The organism is Anabaena sp. CCY 9910, assembly GCF_963920875.1.
GTDB lineage: Bacteria > Cyanobacteriota > Cyanobacteriia > Cyanobacteriales > Nostocaceae > Trichormus > Trichormus variabilis.
This window is the reverse complement of the sequence record NZ_CAWUDJ010000003.1, coordinates 199661-222175: the sequence shown is the minus strand read 5'-3', so window position 1 is coordinate 222175 and position 22515 is coordinate 199661. Positions and strand designations below refer to the sequence as shown.

Genomic DNA, 22515 nt, shown 5'->3' with positions numbered 1-22515 from the left:
CTACACCCTTACACCCGTTCTCAACAGACAAACCGTGTGCGTAAGTCCTAAGAACGTATTCTTAATTACCCATAAGTAAAGAATCATCTCACTGCAAAAATAACTCCCGAATCCCTGTACTACCAATCTCCACAGCCAATGCCGCCAAGAGGAAACCTAAAAGCTGGGTGACAATTACCCCGCCTTCTAAACCAATCCGTTTTTCTATGGGATTTGCCAAGCGCAAAATCAACCAAGTGACAAACATCGCCGCTAAAATCCCTAACACTACAGCCAAATGTGGACTTTGGGATTTAGACATGAATAACATCACTGTTGTTAGCGTACCCGGCCCGGCTAACAATGGTAAAGCCAAGGGTGTAATCGCCACATCCCTTCCTTCTTCGATGGTTGGTGTCTCCAATTCTCCCCGCAGCATTTGCAAAGCAATTAACAGCAACAACAGCCCCCCAGCTACCCGTAAAGATGCCATGCTGATTTCTAAATAAGTCAAAATATATTGACCACCAAAGGCAAATAGTAATAGAACTGCGATCGCCACAATACTCGCTTTATCAATTACTCTATTCCTATCCTCCGGTTCCATACCCTTGGTCAAAGCTAAAACTATGGGTATATTACCTATCGCATCTGCTAAGACGAACACAGCAATAAAAGTTTGAATCAAAATAGATGTATCCACAGCAATGCGCTTTTATCAAAGTTTGATAACAACTTACCTTGAGTGGGTTCAGTTGGCTATAGCCCGTAGGATGATTGAATAGTTAGTTGTCAGTGGTCAGTGGTCAGTTGTCGGTTGTCAGTGGTCAGTACCCAATCCCCAATCCCCAATCCCCAGTACCCAGTACCCAATCCCCAGCCCCCAATACCCCCAACTAACGGTATATTTAAGTATCTATCTCACACAACTCTACTGTTTTTTTAAGTCTATGAAGTCTTATTTAGCTGCTGCTATTCAAATGACCAGTGTGCCTGATTTACACAAGAATTTGGCACAAGCGGAAGAATTAATTGATCTGGCGGTGCGTCGGGGTGCTGAGTTAGTGGGTTTGCCAGAAAATTTTTCTTTTATGGGTGAAGAACAGGATAAACTGGCTCAAGCAGAAGCGATCGCTCGTGAAAGTGAGATTTTTATTAAAACAATGGCGCAGCGCTACCAAGTGACTCTGTTAGGTGGTAGTTTCCCCGTACCAGTAAGTGATACAGGTAGAGTCTATAACACCACTATTCTCGTCAGTCCCAGTGGTGAAGAACTTGCTCGCTACAATAAAGTACACCTTTTTGATGTCAATGTTCCTGATGGTAACACTTACCGCGAATCTAGCACTGTTGTCGCCGGTCAGCAATTACCCCCTGTCCATTTCTCAGAACATTTAGGCAATATCGGCGTTTCTATTTGTTACGATGTCCGCTTCCCAGAACTCTACCGCCATCTATCAGACAAGGGAACAGATATCATTTTTATACCTGCTGCTTTCACTGCTTTTACAGGTAAAGACCACTGGCAAGTTTTACTGCAAGCCAGGGCTATTGAAAATACAGCCTATGTAATTGCACCTGCTCAAACAGGTAATAACTACGGTCGCCGCCTCACCCACGGACACGCTGTGGTTATCGATCCCTGGGGAACAATTTTAGCTGATGCCGGGGACAAACCAGGAATTGCGATCGCCGAAATCAACCCTTCACGCCTAGAACAAGTCCGTCGCCAAATGCCTTCCTTGCAACACCGTGTATTTAGTTAATTTTAGAAGTTAGGGGTTAGGGTTTAGAGGCTAGAGGTTAGGGGCTAGAAAAATTAGGAGAAGTTATTAATTTATCCCAGTCCCCAGTCGCCAATACCTATTCCCCAGTTTCAGTACTGGGTTTTTGTGGCGTAATTCCATGCAGTTTTATAAAACTATCGAAAGAGTACCAAGCCAACACATACCAGGGGATAATTTCAAATTGCAAACCTTTAATAATTAGCTGTCTCACAGCCAAAATACTAAGTCCTAAGGGGAAAAGAAAACGAATATCAACAACGCCATCGGTTGCTTGTCTGACTCGTTTATTCAAATCTACAACCGCACTGGATACTGTCGTCGCTGCTTCGGTGCTACCTTGTGTAATCTCGCCAAAAATAATTCCTAAATCTTTCAAGGTTGCGAAGACATCATCCACGGTGCCATTTTTGTCACTATATTTAATGACAATACTGCCATGATCGACATTAGTCCGCACCTCGTCAATATGAGCTTGTGCGTCTAATGTATGAGCAATATGTGCCATTGTTTCCGCTTGACGGTGACAGTGAGCAATTCTCAACCTTAATCTTCCTGGGGTATCACTAATAATTTTTGTAGATATAGGTAAGGATGGCGTATTGAAGTTGATTTTCTGTTTAACTTTTGGCATTTTCGTGAGATTACCATGACTATTGGTCAACATGAGCCACCCTCCAAACTGATACTTGCTTGATTATTAGTGTTTATTCACAAGTTCTATAGGAATCCGATTTGATTATTGAAAATATTTGAGTATCTGTAGGGTGGGCAATGCCCACCACAACCATCGTACGGTGGGCATTGCCCACCCTACCTATATTTCAAAAATCAAATACTAGTCCTATATAAAACTAGTGCTTGAATAGCAAATTTCTCAAATATAAATATCTTTAGGACTTACGAAAGTGTCACATGATATATGTCGTGTAGGGTGCGTCAGATATCAAGAATCTGTTTATTGACAACACTTGAACCCTCTGACGCACCCTACTAATGAGGTTTCGGCAATAGGAACTAGATATCAAAGACTTTCATCGGCGGTTAATTATTGAGGAATTTTAGAGATGGGAAGATTACCCATCTCATCAATATCTCGATAAATCAAATCGCTTCTATAGAAACGAAATTGACTAATCTACACGCCATTATCAGAGGAACTATCGATAGTGCTAGCAGCCTCAAATGCTGGTGTTTCCTTATCTTCTGCTAGTTCAGCTTTAGCCTCAGCTACGATATCTTCCCAGGTTTCACCCAGTTCTGCAAAAGCTCCCTTGCTCTTTTCATAAGCTACAAGACTGCCTTTGATGATTGATTTGGCGATGGGTTTACCGATACCTGCAACAACCGGAATGAGAACGGGTGCTAACAGTACTGCGCCAATACCTGCAATAAGTCCAGGTGCGCCGGCTTCTTCAACTAAATCAGTGATTTTAGGCATGATTAATTCCTCCAGTAATTTGTTTGAAAATTTGTATGAAAGCTGTCTAGGCTAACTTAGCTAGATGAGCTATTTCATCTCTCTGCTGGGAGAGCTTTTTTTGGGGATTGCTTGAGGATGGGGCGTAAACCGTTCACTCCAGCAACTATTGTTGAGCCATTATTGACTACTGTGGCTGCTAATGGGTTGAGACCGAACAACACCGCTACCAATAAGGCTCCCAAGTTGGGGATAGCGACGATGCCGGTGTTTTGGCGAATCAAACTTTTGGCTTGACGAGCGATCGCAATTGCTTCTAATAATCCATGTAGGTCATTCTGCATTAGCACCACATCGGCTGTTTCACGGGCGATTTCCGAACCGTGGGCAAAGGACACGGAAACATCAGCGTAGGCTAAAGCTGGCGAATCGTTGATTCCATCCCCAACAAATGCAACCGTCTTACCTTGTTCGTGCAGTCCACGGACTACCGTTGCTTTTTGTTCGGGAAAAGCTTCTGCATGGGTGTGTGCTGGTGCAATTCCCAATTCTGCCGCCACAGTCATGGCCGTACGCTTGTTATCGCCGGTGAGCATATGGACTTCCACACCTTCCACCGTCATGAGTTGGGAAATTACTTCTCGACTCTCAGGGCGGAGAATATCACTATATCTTATTTTACCTTGAAGTTTCCCGTTGCTGGCGACATAAATCACTGATGTGGCTTTTTGTCCATTGCCGTTGAGGGCTTCCATATCAACGCCTTCCTGACGTAAAAAGCGCTCACTACCGACGTAAACAGTCTCACCGTCAATTTCTGCCTTCACACCCAAACCGAGTTTATAATCCCATTTACGGCGGCTGGGGATCACTACTTGTTGGGCTTCTGCATAGCGGACTATAGCTTCGGCTACTGGGTGGGTTAAACGCTGTTCGGCGGCGGCGGCGATCGCTAATATGCGATCGTTGGCAACTTCGGGACTATAACTATCAACGCCAATTACGGCGACTTCCCCTTGGGTGAGTGTGCCTGTTTTATCAAATACAATAGTATCAATTTCTGCTAACTGCTCTAAGGCGCGACCACTGCGGATGAGTATCCCTTGCCGTGCTGCATAGGAAAGAGCAGCTAAAACAGTTGTGGGAATAGATACGCGAATTCCTGTACACAGGTCGAGGGTAAGAATGCTGGCAACCCTGACTGGGTTACGGGTGACGGCAAATACGGCTGCCCCTAGTAACAATGTTGGCACTACTGCAATTTCGGCGATTCTGGTGGCGTGATTTTCCATCCGAGTATCGTGGACAGGGGCTTCTTCCATCAGTTTGATACTCTGCCCTGCTCGCGTATCATTACCGATGCGCTCAGCTAAAATATATACTTGTCCTTCTCGTACTAAGGTTGAAGCAAATACAGACTGTCCCTGCTTTTTCAAAATGGGTACAGATTCACCTGTTAGCTTCTGTTCATCAAGTAAAGCCTTACCTCTAAGGATAGTTCCATCTATGGGTATTTGTTCCCCTGGATAGACAATCACAGTGTCTCCTGGTAACACTTGTTGGATGGGGATTTGCACCTTTTCACCATCACGTTCTACCCAAGCAAATTGACCCAATGAACCCAGGAGATCCAATGTTTGCATTTTGGAAGAACGAGCAGTGCGATCGCGGATATTTTCCCCAATTTCAATTAGACTCAGCATCAGGGATGGGGTGAGAAACTGACCTTGGACTGTAGTAATGGCGATCGCAATAAAATCTAAAAAGTCTATACTTAACTTGCGTTCCTTAACAATTCCATCTACTGCTCTTTTAAAGACGGGTAAGGTTGCTAGAGCAATGGTTCCCGCCGTGACAATTGGTGGAACCGCTACCCCTAAAGGCCCCCCAAGCACCGCCAAACCAGTGGCTAAAACCGAAAGCTGCATTCCCGGCCAAGGCTTTTCCTCTTCTTGTGGAGATGCTTTTTTGGGATTCAACAAGACGATCCCAGGATCACTTGCAGCTATCATCAGACAGCTAAGGCGCGATCGCATCTTGGCATCAGTTACAGCATTTGCTTTATAGTTAACAACTAAGGATGCGGCTGCTGGCTTAATTTTGACAGTTGTCACCAGGGGATCAGCTTCCAGTAAAGTCTGCAACCGTTGTCCATAGTCTTGATCGTTGCGTAAGCGAGGTACACGCAACCGCAACCTACCCGGAATTGCATGGACAACACTATAAGTGACATGGGGAATTTTCTTAGAGGATTGTACTTGAGCAGAAGTTATCGCTACTCTGCTGTTTTGTTCCCCTACAGTCTTGTAAGGTAGGGAAGTTATAGATACTTCCCCACTCTTTTCTTCCAATGTCAAATAAGACTCTTTCACAGGAAGCGACGCTAGTTGAACTGTCATTTTTGCCATTTCTTAAATCTCAAAATATGTTGGATAAGCTTGTTTTTTGGAAACTGCTGGGGAGGAAGACAAATGCACATCTAGCCTCTGACCCTGAGAGAATGCAGATTTGCTTTTATACACGACTGGATATCTTGGCAGTTGCCGCAGATTGAATCAGACTGGAAAAGTGTGCAACTGCGACTGCGAAAATACTTTGCAATTGCTGTTTTGGCCTTTGTACTTTTCCTGGTTTGTAAATAATCACCACAGAAGCAGCCTCCCGATTAATTCGCTCACTGATCACTACTGGGTCTGATTGAAGTAAAGCTTCTAAACGTTGGACGTAAGCTGGATCTGTAGCGACTTGCGGGACATGAAACCGCACTCGTCCAGGGATCGCATGAACAACGCTATGAGCTACTTTTATTTGTTGCTCAGTTGGTTGTGAATGAGTGACAGACTGAGGGGGAGAGGATGAAGTTACTGGTTCTATGACTGGTGATTTAGGTGTTAATTCTGTATCATCCGTCATATCAGCAGCCTGAATTAGACCAGCTAGATGGTCTCGCATCTCAATATCAGACATTAGTCCAGACTGGTAAGCAATTGCTAAAGACCCTGTAGCGAGATTAACTTCCTCCGTGGTAATCCCTGTTTCCTTTGCTAACAACCTTTGTAGATGTTGCAAGTAGTTTGGATCTTCACTAATTCGCGGAATACAAAATGCTACTTGTCCGGGTAGGGCGTAGGTAACACTATAAAATACTTTTATGGGATGTGTGCAATTGTGGCGCGGCGGTCGCGGGACAGCATCTGATGATGAGGATGCAGAATCATCCATTTTGATTCCTCCATTGTTCCTGACTTGGGAACGTTCTACAACGGCAAGTTAGCTATAAAGTTTAAAGAATAGGATAATGCGGCAGGCTTCATATCAACCCAGAAATTAGAAATATTTAGGGTTTGGTCGGCGCTGGGGGAAAATTCTGTTTCTGTTGGCTGAGTTGGCTGACTAACTGCTGCTGCCAACGTTGGTGAAGTTGGACTCAATTTTTCTACGGCTATATCTGCTGACTGATTGATTGTTGTTATGGGTTGTGTAGGGGGGGTTGTCTGCATGGCTAATTCCATCAGACTCACCCAATGAGATGTAGCTACCTTACCACTTTGATAAGCGATCGCCAAAGATGCTGCATCACCATTTATCCGCACATTGTTAACCAAAGGATCAACTTTTAATAGCCTTTCCAGACGCTTTGCATAGGCGCGATCGCTAGCTATTTGAGGTATATGAAACCTAATCCTACCAGGAATTTCATGGACAATACTATAAGTTACTTTCGCAGACTTAATTGTTGTCTTAGTAATTCTATTTCCTGCGCTCTCTGGCTTACTTTCTTCAGTTACTATCACAGCTTTTGCCGACTCTTTGACTGCATCTGAACCCGTAATTTGCGGTTCTAGATAGTCAATTACTAGCCGAGTTGCATCTGCCGTAATCATATAGAGAGGAATCGCCGCTAAACCACTAACTCCTAACCCTCCCGTCACCGCCAAACCTGTCATTAAGGGGATAAATGAAACAGTTTGCTCTTTCCAAAAATCTACAGATTTCCAAGGAGCAAAGGGGTCTGATAAAGGTGAATTTTGTGAAGTTTGAATATTAAGTTGTTGCAAAATACCCAACATCTGCGGTAGTGACAGTTGATTTTCATCAAAGATGACTACCATACTGAGAGTTTGCTCATTGCTAGCAACTTCTCTGACACTTTTATACTGTTTTAAGTGTTGGGTTATTGTCTTGACGTTGGCGCTAAAACTACCATCAGTCGCCTTGATGCGTATGCGTCCATTCGTTGCGTGTACAACCTGCATACCAGTAGCAGAAAGTTGCAACTGGGGATATTCTCCCAATCTACTGCTATTCGTATTCACTTTTACTTCATCGGTTTGACGCTGATTAGAGGTTAAGTCAGAAGATATGGTTAGATGCGGACTTAACTCTACACGACTACTAATAGTTTTTGCCATTTATTCGATAGCTACACCCGGCTTTCTAGGTTAACAATAGGTTAAGTATACATTAAAAAAACTTGTTGGTTCTCATTCTTAAGAAGAATTTTTATTTTGTATCTTTGGCTACTATTTTTTGGTATTCTTCCTCCGTAATTATATTTAAATTACTTTCCACGCGGTCTATAAACAGTACACCATCCAGATGATCAAATTCGTGTTGAAATATACGAGCAACAAAATCAGTTAAGGTTTGTTTTTGTAAATTTCCGTAACGATCCGTGTATTCAACCTCAATTGCTTGATGCCGAGGAACTAATCCTCTAATTCCCGGAACACTAAGACAACCTTCCCAACCTTTGACTATTTCGGTTGAACTTCCCACTATCTTAGGGTTGATCATGGCAGTGGGTTCCATTACTGGAGCATGAGGATACCTGGGGTTAGGACGGGAAGCGACAATAAATAAACGATAAGACTGTGCTACTTGAGGGGATGCGATTCCCACACCGTTAGCCTTGGCAACCGTGGCAATTAAGTCATCAATTAATTGCTGTATAGCTGCATCATGAATATTTTCCACCCAAGCAGCTTTTTGGCGTAATGTGGGATTGCCTAATTGAATGATGGGGAGCAATTCGGGATTCATGTGGGGACTGGGGATTGGGGACTGGGGATTGGGTAATGGGTAATAGGTAATCGTAATACTCCACGCCCTGATACTAAGTAAATAGTAACAACTTCAGATTTTTTGGGTAATTTTGATTAATCGTGAACTATATTTAACTGCGGACTTTTGACCCCATTACCAATTACCAATTACCAATTACCCATTCCCTACCCTTCTCGTTGCACAGGTAAAGGTGCTGGACTGACGGCTACCTGTGTTGTTCGACCATTGCGTTCTATTTGGACTTGTAAAGGTTTACCTATTTGGCTATTTTCCACAATTCTTTGGACTTCTTCAACGGTTGTGACAGATTGGTTATTAATACTTTGAATAATGTCTCCTGGTCTGAGGCCAGCATCGGCGGCGGGAGAACCAGGGACGATACGAACTAATAAAACGCCTCTATCTGCTGTAATATTGATGCGATCGCCCAATCTTTCGTTAATTCTTTCCTTAACTTGTGGCGTGAGGGTTGCCATCTGTACACCCAAATAGGGATGATCTACCTTACCTTGAGTGATTAATTCCTGAGCAACTTTCTGCACAGTATTAATAGGAATAGCAAATCCCAAACCTTGAGCGCCTTGGATAATAGCTGTGTTCATCCCAATTACCTGACCGCGAGCATTGAGCAGGGGGCCGCCAGAGTTACCAGGATTAATCGCCGCGTCTGTTTGCAGATAGTCAACGCGCTTATCACTTGCGCCAATATCAGTACTAGAACGACCTGTGGCGCTGATAATTCCTGAAGTAACACTATTATTTAAGCCTAGAGGATTACCGATCGCAATAACCGCTTCACCCGGTTGTAAAACTTCAGAATTACCGACAGCAACAGTTGGCAAATTATTAGCGTTTATTTTAATAACAGCTACATCCGTTACTGGGTCTTCACCAAGTACCTTACCATCAAAAGTCCTCCCATCTTTGAGGGTAACTGTTACCTCATCAGCACCATCGACAACATGGGCATTAGTTAAAATCTGACCAGAGGAACTAATAATAAAACCTGAACCGCTACCCCTTTCTACTCGCTGTCTTGGTTGTGCTTGCACTCCATCTCCGAAAAAACGGCGGAAAAAAGGATCATTAAATCCATCTGGAACTCTGGAAGTTACTGTTCTGGCAGAATCAATCCGCACTACAGCCCCTCCCACTTTTTGTACTACTCCGACGACAAAATTAGGGTCGCCGGTAGATGAAAAAATAGCTGGGGGGACAATTGCTGGACTATTGTCATTCGACTGGGGCTGAGATTGATTAGCTTGGGATTGCACTGTCCTTGTGGGTAGGAGGGAGCAGCTTCCTAAAAACATAGCTGTTACCCCACCCAGCAGCATCAAAACCGCACTACTGCCACCCTTGTGGGGCAGACTCCAAGTATAAATCTTGTTATGTGCGCCATTATATGTCTTCATGTGTCTTTGTTTCTCCGTGTTGGTCAGTGAGTGCTAGGATGTTGCCTACTGGGTTTGTCCCAACATGATTACAACTCAAAAGCTAGTTCCAGGTCTAGAGCGTCTGAATGCTAAGTTGGTGCTTGCTTATATCTTCTATTGTGACGATTAGCAGCAAAGGTGGTAAATGATGGAAATTTCCATTGACAGTTTATGGAGTCAGGTACTAGAGCGCCTACAGATAGAACTATCTCGCCCCACCTTTGAAACTTGGATTAAAACTGCTAATGCAGAACGCCTAGAAAATAATTGTCTAGTAATAATTACACCTAACCCTTTTGCACGCAATTGGTTACAAAAGTATTACATCACTACTATTGCTAATGTTGTACAAAGTATTTTGGGACATCCTGTAGAAATTTACATTACAGTGGCTAAAGGCGAGGAATTTGAAGAGATTGGTGGGGGTGGAGCGTGGGAACTACCAACTACAAATAGTATCTACGAAACTCCGAATCAAAACAGGCAACCGAATACAGAATTAAATGCGAAGTATGTATTTTCGCGGTTTGTCGTCGGAGCTAATAATCGGATGGCTCATGCAGCTTCTTTAGCGGTGGCTGAATCTCCAGGGAGAGAGTTTAACCCTTTATTTTTATGTGGTGGTGTAGGACTGGGAAAAACTCATCTCATGCAGGCAATAGGGCATTACCGTTGGGAAATTTGCCCAGATTCTAAGATATTTTACGTTTCCACAGAGCAGTTTACAAATGATCTGATTACAGCTATTCGTAACGATAGTATGCAGAGTTTCCGAGAACATTATCGAGCTGCTGATGTGTTGTTAGTAGATGATATTCAATTTATTGAGGGTAAGGAATACACCCAAGAAGAGTTTTTTCATACTTTTAATACATTACATGAGGCTGGAAAACAAGTAGTGATTGCCTCTGACCGTCCACCAAATCAGATTCCTAGCCTACAAGAGCGCCTGTGTTCGCGGTTCTCGATGGGTTTGATTGCAGATATTCAAGCACCAGATTTAGAAACGAGAATGGCAATTTTGCAGAAAAAATCAGAGTACGAGAAAATACGTCTACCCCGCGATGTAATTGAGTATATTGCTACTAACTTTACTTCTAATATTCGGGAGTTGGAAGGGGCTTTAACTAGAGCGCTGGCTTATATTTCCATTTGGGGTTTACCCATGACCGTTGCCAATCTTGCACCAGTGTTAGTGTCACCAACAGAGAAAATAGAAGCTACCCCTGAGGCAATTCTCACGGTGATTGCTGACAATTTTGATATCTCAGTTGAAGATCTGAAAAGTAACTCCAGGCGACGGGAAATTAGTTGGGCGCGCCAAATCGGGATGTATCTTATGCGCCAACATACTGATTTAAGTTTCCCTAGAATTGGTGAGGAGTTTGGCGGGAAAGATCACACAACGGTGTTATATAGTTGTGACAAGATTGCTCAATTAGTAGAAAGCGATCGCGGTTTATCTCAAACTTTACGTCAATTGAGCGATCGCATCAAGATGAATAGCCGTTCTCGAAAACCATCATTATAAAAATTCGACGTTTTCCACAGCCTCACTGCAATTAATGATTTGAAAATATTAAAAATTGTATAAAGATAGATTAAATTTAAATCTTGCCTGTGGAAAAATAGCTGTTTTTTGTGGAAAACTTGACACTTTTTGAGCAAAGATTAGCTTAAGTATAATTACCCTGTGGAAAAGATAGAGGGTTTTTCCACAAGTTTTCCACAGATTTAAATGCACAGTAGACAAAGAAAACTCTTTTATATTTGATTGCAGGATTGTCCTGTGAATGCTTGTATTAAAATGAAACCGACTAGAAAAACAGTTCAAAAGTTACAAATTCAGATAAGATTTTATCTCGTTGAACCAAGAATCCTTCCTTCGGGACGCTAACGCGAACACGCCTTGAGGCTGAGTTTAATCAAAAGTAAATACCCATTCCCCATTCCCCATTCCCCACTCCCCATGAAATTAGTTTGCGCCCAAAGCGACCTCAGTACCAACCTTTCCTTAGTCAATCGTGCTGTACCATCACGACCAACTCATCCAGTACTTGCTAACGTGCTATTACAAGCTGATGCTGAAACTAATCAAGTAAGCTTAACAGCCTTTGATCTCAGTTTGGGTATCCGTACTAGCTTTAATGCTGATGTATGGCAAAGTGGAGCGATCGCACTTCCTGCTAAATTATTGGTAGATATCACCTCACGTCTGCCAGAGGGAGAAATTACCCTAGATGATGAATCAGCCACCGACGGTACAGCAACCGGAGAAGGTTTAATAGTTAGCCTAACCCCAAAAACCGGAAAGTATCAATTACGAGCAATGGGAGCAGAAGAGTTTCCCGAATTACCCTTAATTGAAAACACCACAGCTATTTATCTCACAGCTACTTCCTTAATTGAAGGATTGCGGGGTTCATTATTTGCTACCAGTGGCGACGAAACAAAGCAAGTCCTCACAGGAGTGCATCTGACAGTTAAACAAGACACCTTGGAATTTGCTGCTACTGATGGACATCGCCTAGCCGTAGTCGAAACCACTAACGAGCGTCCTTTAGAAGATAATGACCAGCAATTAGAGGTAACAGTACCAGCTAGAGCCTTACGGGAACTAGAAAGGATGTTGGCTCATAATGCTGCCTCTGAGGAACCCATAGCGTTATATTTAGACCAAGGTCAAGTCATATTTGCATGGCAAAACCAACGTCTAACTAGTCGCACATTAGAAGGTCAATACCCAGCTTATCGCCAACTCATTCCCCGCCAATTTGAGCGACAAGTAACCATTGAACGCCGACAATTTTTAAGCACATTAGAAAGAATTGCTGTACTAGCAGACCAGAAAAATAATATCGTCAAGCTAACTATTGATAGTACTGCTCAAGAACTTACCTTATCTTGTGAAGCTCAAGAAATGGGTAGTGGTAGAGAGTCGATGAATGCGGAAATTGCCGGAGAAGATATAGAAATTGCTTTTAACGTCAAGTACTTAATGGAAGGATTAAAAGCCCTACCATCTCCAGAAATTCAAATGCACATCAACCAAAATCTCACACCAGTAATTTTCACTCCCCTGGGTGGTTTGAAGATGACTTATTTGGCTATGCCGGTGCAATTAAGGAATTAACTAATTGTGGGGATTGGGGACTGGGTAATGGGTAATGGGTAATGGGTGATGGGTAACGAAAGAGAATTTAATTTGTCTCCAATCCCTAATCCCTAATCCCTAATCCCCAATCCCCAATCCCTAATCCCCCAGCTAATTAAGATAATCGAGGATCAAGGGCATCCCGTAAACCATCACCTATGTAGTTAATACTTAACACAGTCAGAAATATTGCCGTCCCTGGAAAAACCACCATATACGGTGCAAACTCCAAAAAGTTTTGTGCATCGTAAAGCATTCGCCCCCAAGTGGGGACATCAGGGGGAAAGCCCAAACCAAAAAAGCTGAGTGTAGATTCCGTGACGATGGCGGTACTCACAGAGAGAGTGGCTGCTACCAATACCGGACTGATGACATTGGGCAAAATATGAATCCAGATTAACCGTCTGGGGGAAGCACCGAGGGCGCGGGCTGCTGTGACAAATTCTTGTTCGCGCACACTTAAAAACCCAGCCCTAACTAACCTAGCCACAGACATCCAGTTGAGTCCGCCGATAACTAGCACGACTAAGACAAATATACCTAGTTCTGCACCAGCGATCGCCTTAATTGCATCTCGAAACAAAAATATCACCAATAACAATAATGGTAGGCGCGGTAAAGCCAGACACAAATCAGTCAACCGCATCAATACCACATCTAACCAACCGCCATAAAATCCTGAAAGTGCGCCGATGAGTATCCCCAACGTTATCGCCACCACCATCGAAAACACTCCCACAGCAATGGATATTCTGCCACCATACAAAATCCTGGCTAATATATCTTGACCCAAATCATTAGTCCCAAATGGATGTTCCCAACTTGGTGGTAGGGTGGACTTAGCAAAATCAATTTTATTGATAGGGACAGAGTAAATCAAAGGCCCAAACACAACACTCAAAACAATAATCAGTAATACTACAGCACCCAACATAGCCTGACGATTACCGCGAAACTTTCGCCATGCTTCTTGAGTGAGGCTTTCTTGTCCAGCAGTAGTACTTGTAATTGATATTTCAGGTATTGTGAAAGTACGATTTAACCAACGTTTTAACATAAATTATTTTGTATATTTAACGCGAGGATCTAAGAAACCATAGAGAATATCAGCAACCAGATTAAATATCACAATTAAAATTGCATATATAAAGGTGATTGCCATCACCACTGGCGTGTCATTTTTATAAATAGAGTCAATTAATAAAGCACCAATACCAGGAACGCGAAAAACTTTTTCTGTGACCAAAGCACCTGTAAACACGCTAGGAATATCCAATGCTATTAATGTGACTACAGGAATTAAGGCATTTCGTAAAATATGCCGTCGAATCACTACAAATTTGGATAATCCTTTTGCATAAGCAGTCCGAACATAATCTTGGTGGATATTTTCCAAAATTTCTGAACGGACAAAGCGCATTAGCATAGCTGTTTGCCAAAGTGCTAATACAGAAATTGGCATAATAGATTGTTGGATTTGGGCGATAAAACTCTGCCAATCTTTTACTTGTAATGTACTGTTATAAATAAAAGGCAACCATTTCAATTGAATACTAAAGATAATAATAAATAGTAAACCTGTGAAGAAAGTCGGCAGAGAAAAGCCGAAAAATACTAAAGTAGTTAAAACATGATCAATAACTGTATGGCGCTTAAGGGCAGAAATCACGCCTAAAGGAATAGCGAGAATTGCACCTAGTAAATAAGCAGCACCAACTACCCATAATGTTGTCGGTAGACGTTGCAGAATTAAATCAATTACAGGACTGCGACTAGTGAAAGAATAGCCCATATCCCCACGCACAAAAGCTATCACCCACTTGAAGTAACGAATATGAATTGGTTGGTCTAATCCTAAAGACCTTTTGATATTTTCCCGCACCTCTGCTGTGATGGAAGGATTCAGGGCAAATTCACCCATTGGATCACCGGGAGCTAATGCCAAAATAGTAAATATAACCAGACTAATAGCAATTAGTGTGGGGATAGCAACTAGTAGACGATTGATTAAATATTTATTCATTTTTGATGCAAAATCTGTCTTACCCGTTAACTCAATAACTATATCCAAACAAGTTTAATAGGTAATTTGCTGAGTAGATAGCATCAAGGATACAAAAAATTTAGCTTTATCATTTATACAAATTAAGTGCGCTCGTGATAGTTAAGGGGTTTACGGTATAAGTAAGCCTACGTTGTACCAATTCTCTATGAAGTTGCGCCAAATAAATGATGTAGAGACGTTGCATGCAACGTCTCTACAGTACAGAATAAAGTGCATCTTCATCAAGAAATGATATCAAACCAGTTATGGCGTTTCGTTACTTGATTTTTAACCAGGATTTACGCAAGTGTCACAATTGGTCGTTGGTGCGTGACGCTATAAGTCTCATAACTACGTTCAAGTCTTCTCGCTGCGTCACACACCCTACAGGAAAAATATGACAGATGCGTAAGTCCTATTAACTGATGACTCCGCATTAATTTTACTGTACCCAACCGCCAAAAACGGCTAAACCATAATATTTCCAAGGTACTGCTACCGTCTTAAACCCAGATTTTGTCAGCATTTGCAAATGGGTATCTAAAGTAGCGAGTTGGTCTGGATTGGAGTATCCTTGGGGGCTGCTATCACCAACCTTAGCGCGGACTTCTGTAAAATTGCTTCCCTGTTCACTTACCCATTCTTCTCTCGCTGCTTGGTAAATTTCTGCAAGGGTGGGTGATTCTGGTAAGGTGGGATCTGCGTTCCAGAAACAACCGTTTGGTGTAAGGCTAGCAGCGATGCGCTGAAATAGCCGTAACTTCATGTCGTCATAGAGATGGTGAATTGCTAGAGATGATACACAAGCATCAAATTCATTACCAATATTCAATGTCTCAGGATTGATAGCCCAGTCGCCAAAGTCAGCTTGTAAACCTGTCCAACGTTCTTTATACCCAGATGCGACGATTTTATTTTGGGCAAATTCCAGCATTCGGGGTGAATAATCTAAAGCAATGACTTGAGCATCGAGACAGCGTTGGAGTATTTTGAGACTAAGTTCGCCTGTACCGCAACCTAAGTCTAAAATGCGACGACTTGTCAAAGGTAGACAACGACTAATCACTTCCAGCATCTCGTTATAGCGAGGTAATAACTGGCGAATCCCGGTGTCAAAATCAGCAGTATTAGCAAAGACTTCTCCAGGGAATAACTGTGACATATTGATTGTTGGGTTAAGGGAAGATGCAGAAAAAAGATGATTTTAGTTTATCTTGTTGAGTAGTACAGCTTTGTTTAAAAGCATAGTGTTTTTAAACGCAGAGGTACGCAAGGTTAAGCGCGGTGAACCAGCGCTGCGGGAGGGTTTCCCTCTCTTACGAGACGCTTACGCGAACCGCAGGCGACTGGTGAACCCAAAGGGAGGTACGCTGAGTTTTCTTAAGAGGTGTTGCTACGAACTTAAAAATTGTGTATTTAGTTAGCATACATAGAGATTGTTTATTCCCAGTCCCCAGTCCCCAATCCCCAATCCCCAATCCCCAATCCCCTGATATGCTTATTTGATGTGAGTTCAATTTACAGAAAAATGCACATTCAGTTTCGTGAATTTGATCAATTTGATGTGTGGATGTGGCTAAAATTTAGTACCATCCCTTCTCAAAGAGAAAAGCAGTATGTAGAAGAAGTTTTTAATTCCTGGTTTTATCTAGGGAAATTGGGTGCATTTAATGCCGAAAATCTCCAGGTACAAGAAACTGGGGTTGATTTAAGTTACCTGAATTATGATTCGCAGGGTTATGACAAAAGCCTATTGGCGCTGATGCACAATATGGGTGAGTTGGAGTATGAAGGACAATGGGCGCGATGTTGGTTTGATTTGGGAACTAGTGATGCGATCGCCATTGATATTTTAATCAATGCTCTCACTCAACTAAGTGAAGAATACGTCACTATTGAAGAATTTTACATCGGCGGCGAGAATGAAAATTGGCCGGTCGAAGATAGTGACAGTCGCCCTCACTCTATTTACGATAATTAATCTAAAAATGACTAAACACGGCGAAATTCGGGTAATAGTCTTAGGATTGGTTCAAAACGGTAACCGCATTTTTGTCTCCGAAGGCTACGACCCCGTCAAGCAATCAACTTTTTATCGTGCTTTAGGTGGTGGTGTGGACTTTGGCGAAACCAGTCTAGCAGCTTTGAAAAGGGAATTTCAAGAAGAAATTCAGGCAGAATTAACAAATATTCGCTATCTAGGTTGCATAGAAAACCTATTTACATTTAATGCTAGAAGGGGACATGAAATTATTCAGCTTTATCAATGTGATTTCACTGATCCCAAGTTTTATCAGTTGGAGAGCTTAGTATTTTATGAATCTGAGCATCATAAACATAGAGCAATATGGATAGATATTGACCGCTTCAAATCTGGTGAACTGATATTAGTACCAGAGGAATTTTTTAATTATTTATAAAACTTTCATTTCCTAAGTAACAGTATTCAAAAGAGAAATAGAGTCACAAATTCAATCCTAAGTACATTGTAAAGATTACGCAAAATTATAAATAGCGGTTCTTCCGTATTACTGTTAGTAAAGTATCCGGCAAGTTACGCATTTTTACGATTGTGCTAGTGTTTCATACCCACATAGTATTTAGCACATCGTTTTACTACTACTGCACTAATTGTGAAATCTATTCTACAAACTTACCTAGAGAAAGAAATCTGGATACTGATACGAGATAAATGGTATTACGCAACCATTATTGGGATTTGGGATGATTTGTTGTGCTTTAAACATAGAACTCACAACAAAGACACGGAGGAAGATACTTTGTGGGAAATGATTGTCAAAGTCAGCGAAGTAGTTGCCATTGATAAAGTTGTCTCAGTTGTGAGTAGAAAACCGGATGTGTTTATGTCACGACTTCTAGAAACCGAAAGACATACTCATAATCATCAGGAACATGAAAATTCTTGAGTTATGGCGAAGCATTGAGTCATAAATATCAGACCACTTGCTTTATTGCTCTGAACAATTGAAATTTTCCTCACTTATATGACTATTGCTTTAGCTGAGACGCTTTGAATGTTTAGTTGTGAATATCCTACACAGCAGAGTACTCTGATGTATTCTTCCTGTAGATAGAGAAAAGCACCGTGAAATATCTCACAGTGCTTTTTTATTTTTGAATTCTTTCAGGTTCTTCAATCTAACGTGGAGAACAGCCACCGCTTTCCTGATGATGGTTTTCTAAGACAATGCTTACTTGTATCTCAAAAATCAAGTATGAACCCTACCTATCATCAAATGTCTAGTGACTGCTTATATGTCCTCAAGCAAATGCAAGCAGTTGTGAAACTTCTGCGTGTGCTAGAACCACACTGGGTTCACCTTGCAGTGCAGTGTAGTATTTTCTAGCAAATGTATTTCCCTCTTCTGATGGCGAGAGTAAAGTACGGATATCGACAATCAAGTTTTTGACGTTATCTGGCGATATGGGTTCATCTGCTGTGAGGATTTCATCAATTTGAACAATCACCTCGGAAATACTATGTAACCAAGCAAACTGCTCATGGCTAATTACAAGTTGCAAAAATTCTCCACTTGATATTCTGCCACTCACTTGTTCATAGGTAATGCGTTCTTTATCTAGCAAAACCTTATGTAGCTTGAGTAATTTGTTTCGTAAATTCTTGAGGTGCTGATGTTGATTTATACGTTGTAAAAGCGTGTTAGAAGTCAATGGAATCGATCCTCCCATTACGATATTCTTTAATAGCTGAAATTTCTGTTCAGGCTGGCATCACAAACGCTTCTCATCAAACTACTTTGTTAAATGCCATATCAGGAAATTAGTCATCCATTCAATTATGCTTTGTGTATGATGGATTTGTGGTCTGTAATTTCCGAAAATATAGCGCAAACTCTTTGTCTGCAATCAACAAAGTAAATATTATTGTTGAGAATGCTTTCGTTTTGGCATTTGTTTTTTATATATGAATATTCATATATTAGCATAATCAATATAGGAGCTATCAAAGACAGTATTTACTACTTTATTTTCGGAAAACCGTCTATGTCCTTGGCTTATATAATCCTCGGTTTCCTACAAAAAGAAGATATGACAGGTTACGACCTCAAGACAAATTGTTTCGATCAATGTATTGCTCACTTATGGCCAGCCGATCAAGGGCAGATTTATAAGACGCTCGATAAGCTGTTTGAGCAGGGTTGGATTAATTGCCATGTTGAGATTCAGCACGATCGCCCCAACCGTAAAGTCTATAGTCTCACAGAAATGGGCAAAACCGAGTTTGTAAGGTGGTTGCAATCCCCCCAGCCCTTGCCTATAGTCAGAGAACCTTTACTTGTACAATTATTTTTTGCAGCTCAGTTATCGAATGAGGCGATCGCTAGTCTACTACAACAGCAGCTAGCAGCTCACGATGAAAAAATCAGTAGTTGTGAAGCCATCAATTTTCCACCTGTTGAAGACGAATTGGGGATTCGTGAGCAATTAATCCATAGGCTAATGGTGGAATTAATCGTGCGTCGTGAGGAAACTTATATTGACTGGTTAAAGTCAGCCATCAAAATGCTAGAAGTTGAAAATTAATATATTCTTTCTAAATAACTATTATTTTTTATTAAATTAAAACTACTATTTTGAATTTATCTAAAGTTATAATATGTTTTTTAACAAAATACTCATTTGAGTTAGTAATATATCAATTTAGTTCTATTAATATATGATAAAAGACTAACATTATTTTTACCATACTCAGTCCAAATTACAGATTTCTGAACAGAGTAAGAATTACTTGGTACCTTCGTACTTATGTAACTACCCCAACCTTGACGATACCCTTATTGGTATTCTCTGTGTTCGCGTAGCATCCCCCACACAAAGATGAGTAGTCTTTTAATTTAGCGCTTTCAACTCAGCATTCTTCATAAGCATAGGAACTATGAATATAGGATATTTTCAAAAAATTCCTGTGATGCCACTAGTACTACTTTGGTTAGCTTATGCCCTCTTGGGGTGGTATCTTGCCGCGCATCACATTGTTTGGTTAGTCGGAGCTTTTATCGCTACTATTGCTATAGCTGTAGTCCGCAAGAGTATTTCTTGGTTAGAAAGCATAGTTTCCTTTGGTTCTCGAACTTTAGTAGTAGTTATAGTCTTAAGTGCATCTATTGCTTTAGTTGCAACTTGGTCAATGTTATTGAGTTTATTTCTTATTCCTATAGCAACCACTCTTTTAGCTGATTTAGAACTGCGTTTTGCCGGCTTCAAAAAAATAGATTCGTTTTGGATTTTAACTGTTTTGGCGGGTTGGGGTTTGACTGTCGGGGAAATTGTAGATATTTTACTTCTGCCCAGTGGTAGATATTAGAGGCTAGGGGAGAATAAGACAATTGTGCAGAGACGCGATTAATCGTGTCTATAATTACAAAACTTCTGATTTCCTCGCCTCTTGTAACTGTTGAGCAGTTCCGCCTTGTTGAGACAGTATCAAAGTAGCCCCGGCGACTGCTAGCACCCCAATTATTGCTAAACACAAAACTGTAGTTTGATATTTCAACTTGATGACTGTGGCTAATATTTCCATAGCTGTGGCATTACCAGTAACTTGAATAGGCTGGAGTGCTGCCAAAGCATCCGCAGCATTAGTATAGCGATATTGCCACTTGGGTTCCACCATGCCCATTAACCAGGAGCGGAAGCGTAAATCGATGGGAGAATCTAGTTTTTGAAAATCAAAATAACCCTTACTGTTAATTAACTTACCAATATCTACAGAACGGATATTAGCAAGTAAACAAGCTAGTGTCGCCCCTACACTGTATAAGTCTGAAGCCAATGATAAAGAATAGCCTGATTGTTCCTCTGGTGGTATAAAGCCTGGTGTTCCTGTTAGTAAGCTGGTGAGAGCTATTTTTGTATCCTGTACCCTAGCTAAACCAAAATCTACTAAGTAAGCATTCAGTTGGTCATCAACTAAAATATTTTCTGGTTTGATATCTCGATGAATAATTGGGTCAATTCGTTGCTGTAAATACACCAAAATTTCTAAAATTGACACAGCTATTTGTTTAATTTCTTCTGCTTGGAAACTGCGTTTTGAGCTTAAGGGTAGAGCGTGTTTATATTCCTGTACTAAATAGAAAGCTGTCTGCGTTGCAAAAGAATCCAGATAGCGGGGTATGCGGGGATGATTTAGTTTTTGTAAGATTTGCGCTTCACTTTCATAAGCTGTAAAACCAAACCAGTCAGTATAAGTATGAGCAAAACTGAATTCTTTAATTACTACCTGTTGCTTAGACTGATGATGATGAGCTAAATAAGTGATGCGACCTTCTTCTCGGTTCCGTCCCAGTTCTCGAATAACTTGATAACCTAAAGCAGAACAATCTGGATGATTAATTAAGGGAATTGCTCCTTTATTAAACACATCAAGCTCCATACACACCACCTGAGTTTGATTTTGTCAAGGTGCAATCAAAGAATTATAAATACTCACCCAGATTGTTACCTGCCATTCTGCCTTAATCTCGCTATGGAGTGGGGCGTTAAAAAGAGGATATGAATAATTAATTCTTATTTTCTCCTTACTCCCCTGCTGTGTAAGAGTTTTTATTTCCTTTGCGCCAACCAATCAATAATCTGGGCATTGACTACATTGGGGACTTCATCGTGGGGACAATGACCAGCACCAGGAATGGGAATAATTGTTATGTCTTGACCACTCTCCTGGGCTTGCTCGTAAATCTTCGCCCCTGTAATTGGTGTCCACGGGTCGTCAGCGCCCCAAATCACTAGTAAAGGACGTTCTATTTGGGGTAATAGTTCCTCTGGTGTGGGGCCAGGAGGTGCTGTGAGGATGGAGGCGAAAACTTGCTGCGCTCCAGGGTCGCAGGATGGGGTGTAAAGTAAATCGACTAACTCATCAGTGACGGCTGTACGATCGCGGTAAACTTGGTAGAGTGTGCGGCGAATTTGAGCTTTTTGTCTGATACGGTTAAAGACAAATTTGCCTGTAATGGGCGATCGCACTACTCGATTAAATGTGTCCATCACAATCCGTAGTGGTGGGTTCAGTTCATGGGGGCGATGGCTCAAACCACCTGCTGAGTTGATTAAAACACCACCAGATGTAATCTCTGGATGTTTTGCCAATACTATCAGGCTTAAAAGTGCGCCAATGGAATTACCGATAAATACGGCTGGTTGTTGAATATGGGCTGTCCAAAAGTCTTTTAGCAGTTCTACCCAAACATCAACATTGTAATCAATTGCTGCTTTGTCAGAACCACCAAAACCCAACAAATCAATTGCAAAGACTTGGTAGCCAGCATTTGCCAAAACGGGAATGTTCTTGCGCCAATGTCCGATGGAAGCACCAAAACCATGAACTAGGACTAATGGCTGTCCAGTACCCATGACTGTGTACTGAATTTTGTAATTACGCCAAGTCCATACTAATTTATCAAAATTAGCGATCGCCGTAGCTGCTGGCGGTTGAGCCTTTAAAGTCATTATTATTAAGATTTCTAAACTATTGCTTTATATATTAAAGCAGGGGAGCAGAGAGCAGAGGAGAAAACCCCCCCAAAGGAAAAGATAATCCACTCATTACCAATTACCAATTACCTATTACTCATTACTCATTGCACTAC

22 protein-coding genes are annotated in these 22515 nt (G+C 41.5%); 8 read left to right on the top strand and 14 right to left on the bottom strand.

The annotated features are described in order from the left end of the window. Nucleotides 1-88 precede the first annotated feature (88 nt). Nucleotides 89-682, bottom strand: coding sequence for a MarC family protein (locus ACM5QX_RS04700; RefSeq protein ID WP_011321710.1), 594 nt, complete (start codon nucleotides 680-682; stop codon nucleotides 89-91). Nucleotides 683-929: 247 nt separating this feature from the next. Here ACM5QX_RS04700 and ACM5QX_RS04695 point away from each other — a divergent pair, with 247 nt between their 5' ends. Next, the gene (locus ACM5QX_RS04695; protein ID WP_414752586.1) at nucleotides 930-1745 is read left to right on the top strand and encodes a carbon-nitrogen hydrolase family protein; all 816 of its coding nucleotides are present in this window, start codon (nucleotides 930-932) and stop codon (nucleotides 1743-1745) included. A 97-nt stretch (nucleotides 1746-1842) separates the two neighbouring features. On the opposite strand, the gene ACM5QX_RS04690 is transcribed toward ACM5QX_RS04695, so the two are convergent. The 7 genes from ACM5QX_RS04690 to ACM5QX_RS04660 form a co-directional block, all read right to left on the bottom strand. Continuing rightward, nucleotides 1843-2430 carry an HMA2 domain-containing protein gene (locus ACM5QX_RS04690; RefSeq protein WP_414752585.1) on the bottom strand — a complete coding sequence of 196 codons (588 nt, stop codon included), beginning with the start codon at nucleotides 2428-2430 and terminating at the stop codon, nucleotides 1843-1845. Between the two features lie 471 nt (nucleotides 2431-2901). Next, complete coding sequence (locus ACM5QX_RS04685; RefSeq protein WP_190570538.1) at nucleotides 2902-3204, bottom strand: DUF5132 domain-containing protein; 303 nt, start codon at nucleotides 3202-3204, stop codon at nucleotides 2902-2904. Nucleotides 3205-3278: 74 nt separating this feature from the next. Further along, nucleotides 3279-5591 (bottom strand): heavy metal translocating P-type ATPase, encoded by a 2313-nt coding sequence (locus ACM5QX_RS04680; RefSeq protein WP_414752584.1) that lies wholly within the window; start codon nucleotides 5589-5591, stop codon nucleotides 3279-3281. A gap of 106 nt (nucleotides 5592-5697) precedes the next feature. After that, complete coding sequence (locus ACM5QX_RS04675; protein ID WP_414752583.1) at nucleotides 5698-6405, bottom strand: hypothetical protein; 708 nt, start codon at nucleotides 6403-6405, stop codon at nucleotides 5698-5700. Nucleotides 6406-6440: 35 nt separating this feature from the next. Next, on the bottom strand, nucleotides 6441-7595 hold the full coding sequence (locus ACM5QX_RS04670; RefSeq protein WP_414752582.1) for an HMA2 domain-containing protein: 1155 nt from the start codon (nucleotides 7593-7595) through the stop codon (nucleotides 6441-6443). A 91-nt stretch (nucleotides 7596-7686) separates the two neighbouring features. After that, complete coding sequence (gene def / locus ACM5QX_RS04665) at nucleotides 7687-8226, bottom strand: peptide deformylase (protein WP_414752581.1); 540 nt, start codon at nucleotides 8224-8226, stop codon at nucleotides 7687-7689. A gap of 188 nt (nucleotides 8227-8414) precedes the next feature. Continuing rightward, nucleotides 8415-9665, bottom strand: a complete 1251-nt coding sequence (locus ACM5QX_RS04660; protein ID WP_414752580.1) for an HhoA/HhoB/HtrA family serine endopeptidase — start codon at nucleotides 9663-9665, stop codon at nucleotides 8415-8417. A 169-nt stretch (nucleotides 9666-9834) separates the two neighbouring features. Between ACM5QX_RS04660 and dnaA the strand changes: the two genes are divergently transcribed. Together dnaA and dnaN are read left to right on the top strand one after the other, a co-directional pair. Beyond that, nucleotides 9835-11217, top strand: a complete 1383-nt coding sequence (dnaA, locus tag ACM5QX_RS04655; protein WP_414752578.1) for a chromosomal replication initiator protein DnaA — start codon at nucleotides 9835-9837, stop codon at nucleotides 11215-11217. 438 nt (nucleotides 11218-11655) lie between these two features. Beyond that, nucleotides 11656-12819, top strand: coding sequence for a DNA polymerase III subunit beta (gene dnaN, locus ACM5QX_RS04650; RefSeq protein WP_011316901.1), 1164 nt, complete (start codon nucleotides 11656-11658; stop codon nucleotides 12817-12819). 136 nt (nucleotides 12820-12955) lie between these two features. Here the strand turns inward: dnaN and ACM5QX_RS04645 are convergent, their stop codons facing one another. From ACM5QX_RS04645 to ACM5QX_RS04635, 3 genes are all read right to left on the bottom strand, one after another. Beyond that, nucleotides 12956-13897, bottom strand: coding sequence for an ABC transporter permease (locus ACM5QX_RS04645; RefSeq protein WP_414752577.1), 942 nt, complete (start codon nucleotides 13895-13897; stop codon nucleotides 12956-12958). A 3-nt stretch (nucleotides 13898-13900) separates the two neighbouring features. Next, nucleotides 13901-14863, bottom strand: a complete 963-nt coding sequence (locus tag ACM5QX_RS04640) for an ABC transporter permease (protein WP_414752575.1) — start codon at nucleotides 14861-14863, stop codon at nucleotides 13901-13903. Between the two features lie 463 nt (nucleotides 14864-15326). After that, a complete protein-coding gene (locus tag ACM5QX_RS04635) occupies nucleotides 15327-16046 on the bottom strand; it encodes a class I SAM-dependent methyltransferase (RefSeq protein WP_414752574.1) in 720 nt (239 codons plus the stop codon). A 366-nt stretch (nucleotides 16047-16412) separates the two neighbouring features. On the opposite strand from ACM5QX_RS04635, the gene ACM5QX_RS04630 reads away from it, so the two are divergent. The 3 genes from ACM5QX_RS04630 (at nucleotide 16413) to ACM5QX_RS04620 (ending at nucleotide 17811) form a co-directional block, all read left to right on the top strand. Further along, nucleotides 16413-16865, top strand: a complete 453-nt coding sequence (locus tag ACM5QX_RS04630; protein ID WP_011316905.1) for a DUF3531 family protein — start codon at nucleotides 16413-16415, stop codon at nucleotides 16863-16865. 7 nt (nucleotides 16866-16872) lie between these two features. Continuing rightward, entirely contained in the window at nucleotides 16873-17304 is a 432-nt protein-coding gene (locus ACM5QX_RS04625; RefSeq protein ID WP_414752573.1) for an NUDIX hydrolase, read from the top strand. Between the two features lie 213 nt (nucleotides 17305-17517). Further along, on the top strand, nucleotides 17518-17811 hold the full coding sequence (locus ACM5QX_RS04620) for a DUF6679 family protein (RefSeq protein ID WP_414752572.1): 294 nt from the start codon (nucleotides 17518-17520) through the stop codon (nucleotides 17809-17811). A gap of 355 nt (nucleotides 17812-18166) precedes the next feature. Here ACM5QX_RS04620 and ACM5QX_RS04615 read toward each other — a convergent pair whose 3' ends face one another. Then, on the bottom strand, nucleotides 18167-18577 hold the full coding sequence (locus tag ACM5QX_RS04615) for a hypothetical protein (protein WP_224311609.1): 411 nt from the start codon (nucleotides 18575-18577) through the stop codon (nucleotides 18167-18169). A gap of 333 nt (nucleotides 18578-18910) precedes the next feature. Between ACM5QX_RS04615 and ACM5QX_RS04610 the strand changes: the two genes are divergently transcribed. Next, a complete protein-coding gene (locus ACM5QX_RS04610) occupies nucleotides 18911-19450 on the top strand; it encodes a PadR family transcriptional regulator (RefSeq protein WP_414752571.1) in 540 nt (179 codons plus the stop codon). A 352-nt stretch (nucleotides 19451-19802) separates the two neighbouring features. Beyond that, a complete protein-coding gene (locus ACM5QX_RS04605) occupies nucleotides 19803-20231 on the top strand; it encodes a hypothetical protein (protein WP_011316909.1) in 429 nt (142 codons plus the stop codon). Nucleotides 20232-20285: 54 nt separating this feature from the next. On the opposite strand, the gene ACM5QX_RS04600 is transcribed toward ACM5QX_RS04605, so the two are convergent. Both ACM5QX_RS04600 and ACM5QX_RS04595 read right to left on the bottom strand, forming a co-directional pair. Then, the gene (locus tag ACM5QX_RS04600) at nucleotides 20286-21302 is read right to left on the bottom strand and encodes a serine/threonine protein kinase (protein WP_414752570.1); all 1017 of its coding nucleotides are present in this window, start codon (nucleotides 21300-21302) and stop codon (nucleotides 20286-20288) included. Nucleotides 21303-21472: 170 nt separating this feature from the next. After that, nucleotides 21473-22375: an alpha/beta fold hydrolase gene (locus ACM5QX_RS04595; RefSeq protein WP_414752569.1), complete on the bottom strand. Its 903-nt coding sequence runs from the start codon at nucleotides 22373-22375 to the stop codon at nucleotides 21473-21475. Between the last annotated feature and the right edge of the window lie 140 nt (nucleotides 22376-22515).

Bases quoted from the DNA above. Each gene is read 5' to 3' on its own strand.
- dnaN (WP_011316901.1), top strand. From the start codon at position 11,656: ATGAAATTAGTTTGCGCCCAAAGCGACCTCAGTACCAACCTTTCCTTA.
- ACM5QX_RS04685 (WP_190570538.1), bottom strand. From the start codon at position 3,204: ATGCCTAAAATCACTGATTTAGTTGAAGAAGCCGGCGCACCTGGACTT.
- ACM5QX_RS04630 (WP_011316905.1), top strand. From the start codon at position 16,413: ATGCACATTCAGTTTCGTGAATTTGATCAATTTGATGTGTGGATGTGG.
- def (WP_414752581.1), bottom strand. From the start codon at position 8,226: ATGAATCCCGAATTGCTCCCCATCATTCAATTAGGCAATCCCACATTA.
- ACM5QX_RS04635 (WP_414752574.1), bottom strand. From the start codon at position 16,046: ATGTCACAGTTATTCCCTGGAGAAGTCTTTGCTAATACTGCTGATTTT.
- ACM5QX_RS04610 (WP_414752571.1), top strand. From the start codon at position 18,911: ATGTCCTTGGCTTATATAATCCTCGGTTTCCTACAAAAAGAAGATATG.
- dnaA (WP_414752578.1), top strand. From the start codon at position 9,835: ATGGAAATTTCCATTGACAGTTTATGGAGTCAGGTACTAGAGCGCCTA.
- ACM5QX_RS04645 (WP_414752577.1), bottom strand. From the start codon at position 13,897: ATGTTAAAACGTTGGTTAAATCGTACTTTCACAATACCTGAAATATCA.
- ACM5QX_RS04595 (WP_414752569.1), bottom strand. From the start codon at position 22,375: ATGACTTTAAAGGCTCAACCGCCAGCAGCTACGGCGATCGCTAATTTT.
- ACM5QX_RS04675 (WP_414752583.1), bottom strand. From the start codon at position 6,405: ATGGATGATTCTGCATCCTCATCATCAGATGCTGTCCCGCGACCGCCG.
- ACM5QX_RS04695 (WP_414752586.1), top strand. From the start codon at position 930: ATGAAGTCTTATTTAGCTGCTGCTATTCAAATGACCAGTGTGCCTGAT.
- ACM5QX_RS04670 (WP_414752582.1), bottom strand. From the start codon at position 7,595: ATGGCAAAAACTATTAGTAGTCGTGTAGAGTTAAGTCCGCATCTAACC.
- ACM5QX_RS04600 (WP_414752570.1), bottom strand. From the start codon at position 21,302: ATGGAGCTTGATGTGTTTAATAAAGGAGCAATTCCCTTAATTAATCAT.
- ACM5QX_RS04625 (WP_414752573.1), top strand. From the start codon at position 16,873: ATGACTAAACACGGCGAAATTCGGGTAATAGTCTTAGGATTGGTTCAA.
- ACM5QX_RS04660 (WP_414752580.1), bottom strand. From the start codon at position 9,665: ATGAAGACATATAATGGCGCACATAACAAGATTTATACTTGGAGTCTG.
- ACM5QX_RS04680 (WP_414752584.1), bottom strand. From the start codon at position 5,591: ATGGCAAAAATGACAGTTCAACTAGCGTCGCTTCCTGTGAAAGAGTCT.
- ACM5QX_RS04640 (WP_414752575.1), bottom strand. From the start codon at position 14,863: ATGAATAAATATTTAATCAATCGTCTACTAGTTGCTATCCCCACACTA.
- ACM5QX_RS04605 (WP_011316909.1), top strand. From the start codon at position 19,803: ATGAATATAGGATATTTTCAAAAAATTCCTGTGATGCCACTAGTACTA.
- ACM5QX_RS04690 (WP_414752585.1), bottom strand. From the start codon at position 2,430: ATGTTGACCAATAGTCATGGTAATCTCACGAAAATGCCAAAAGTTAAA.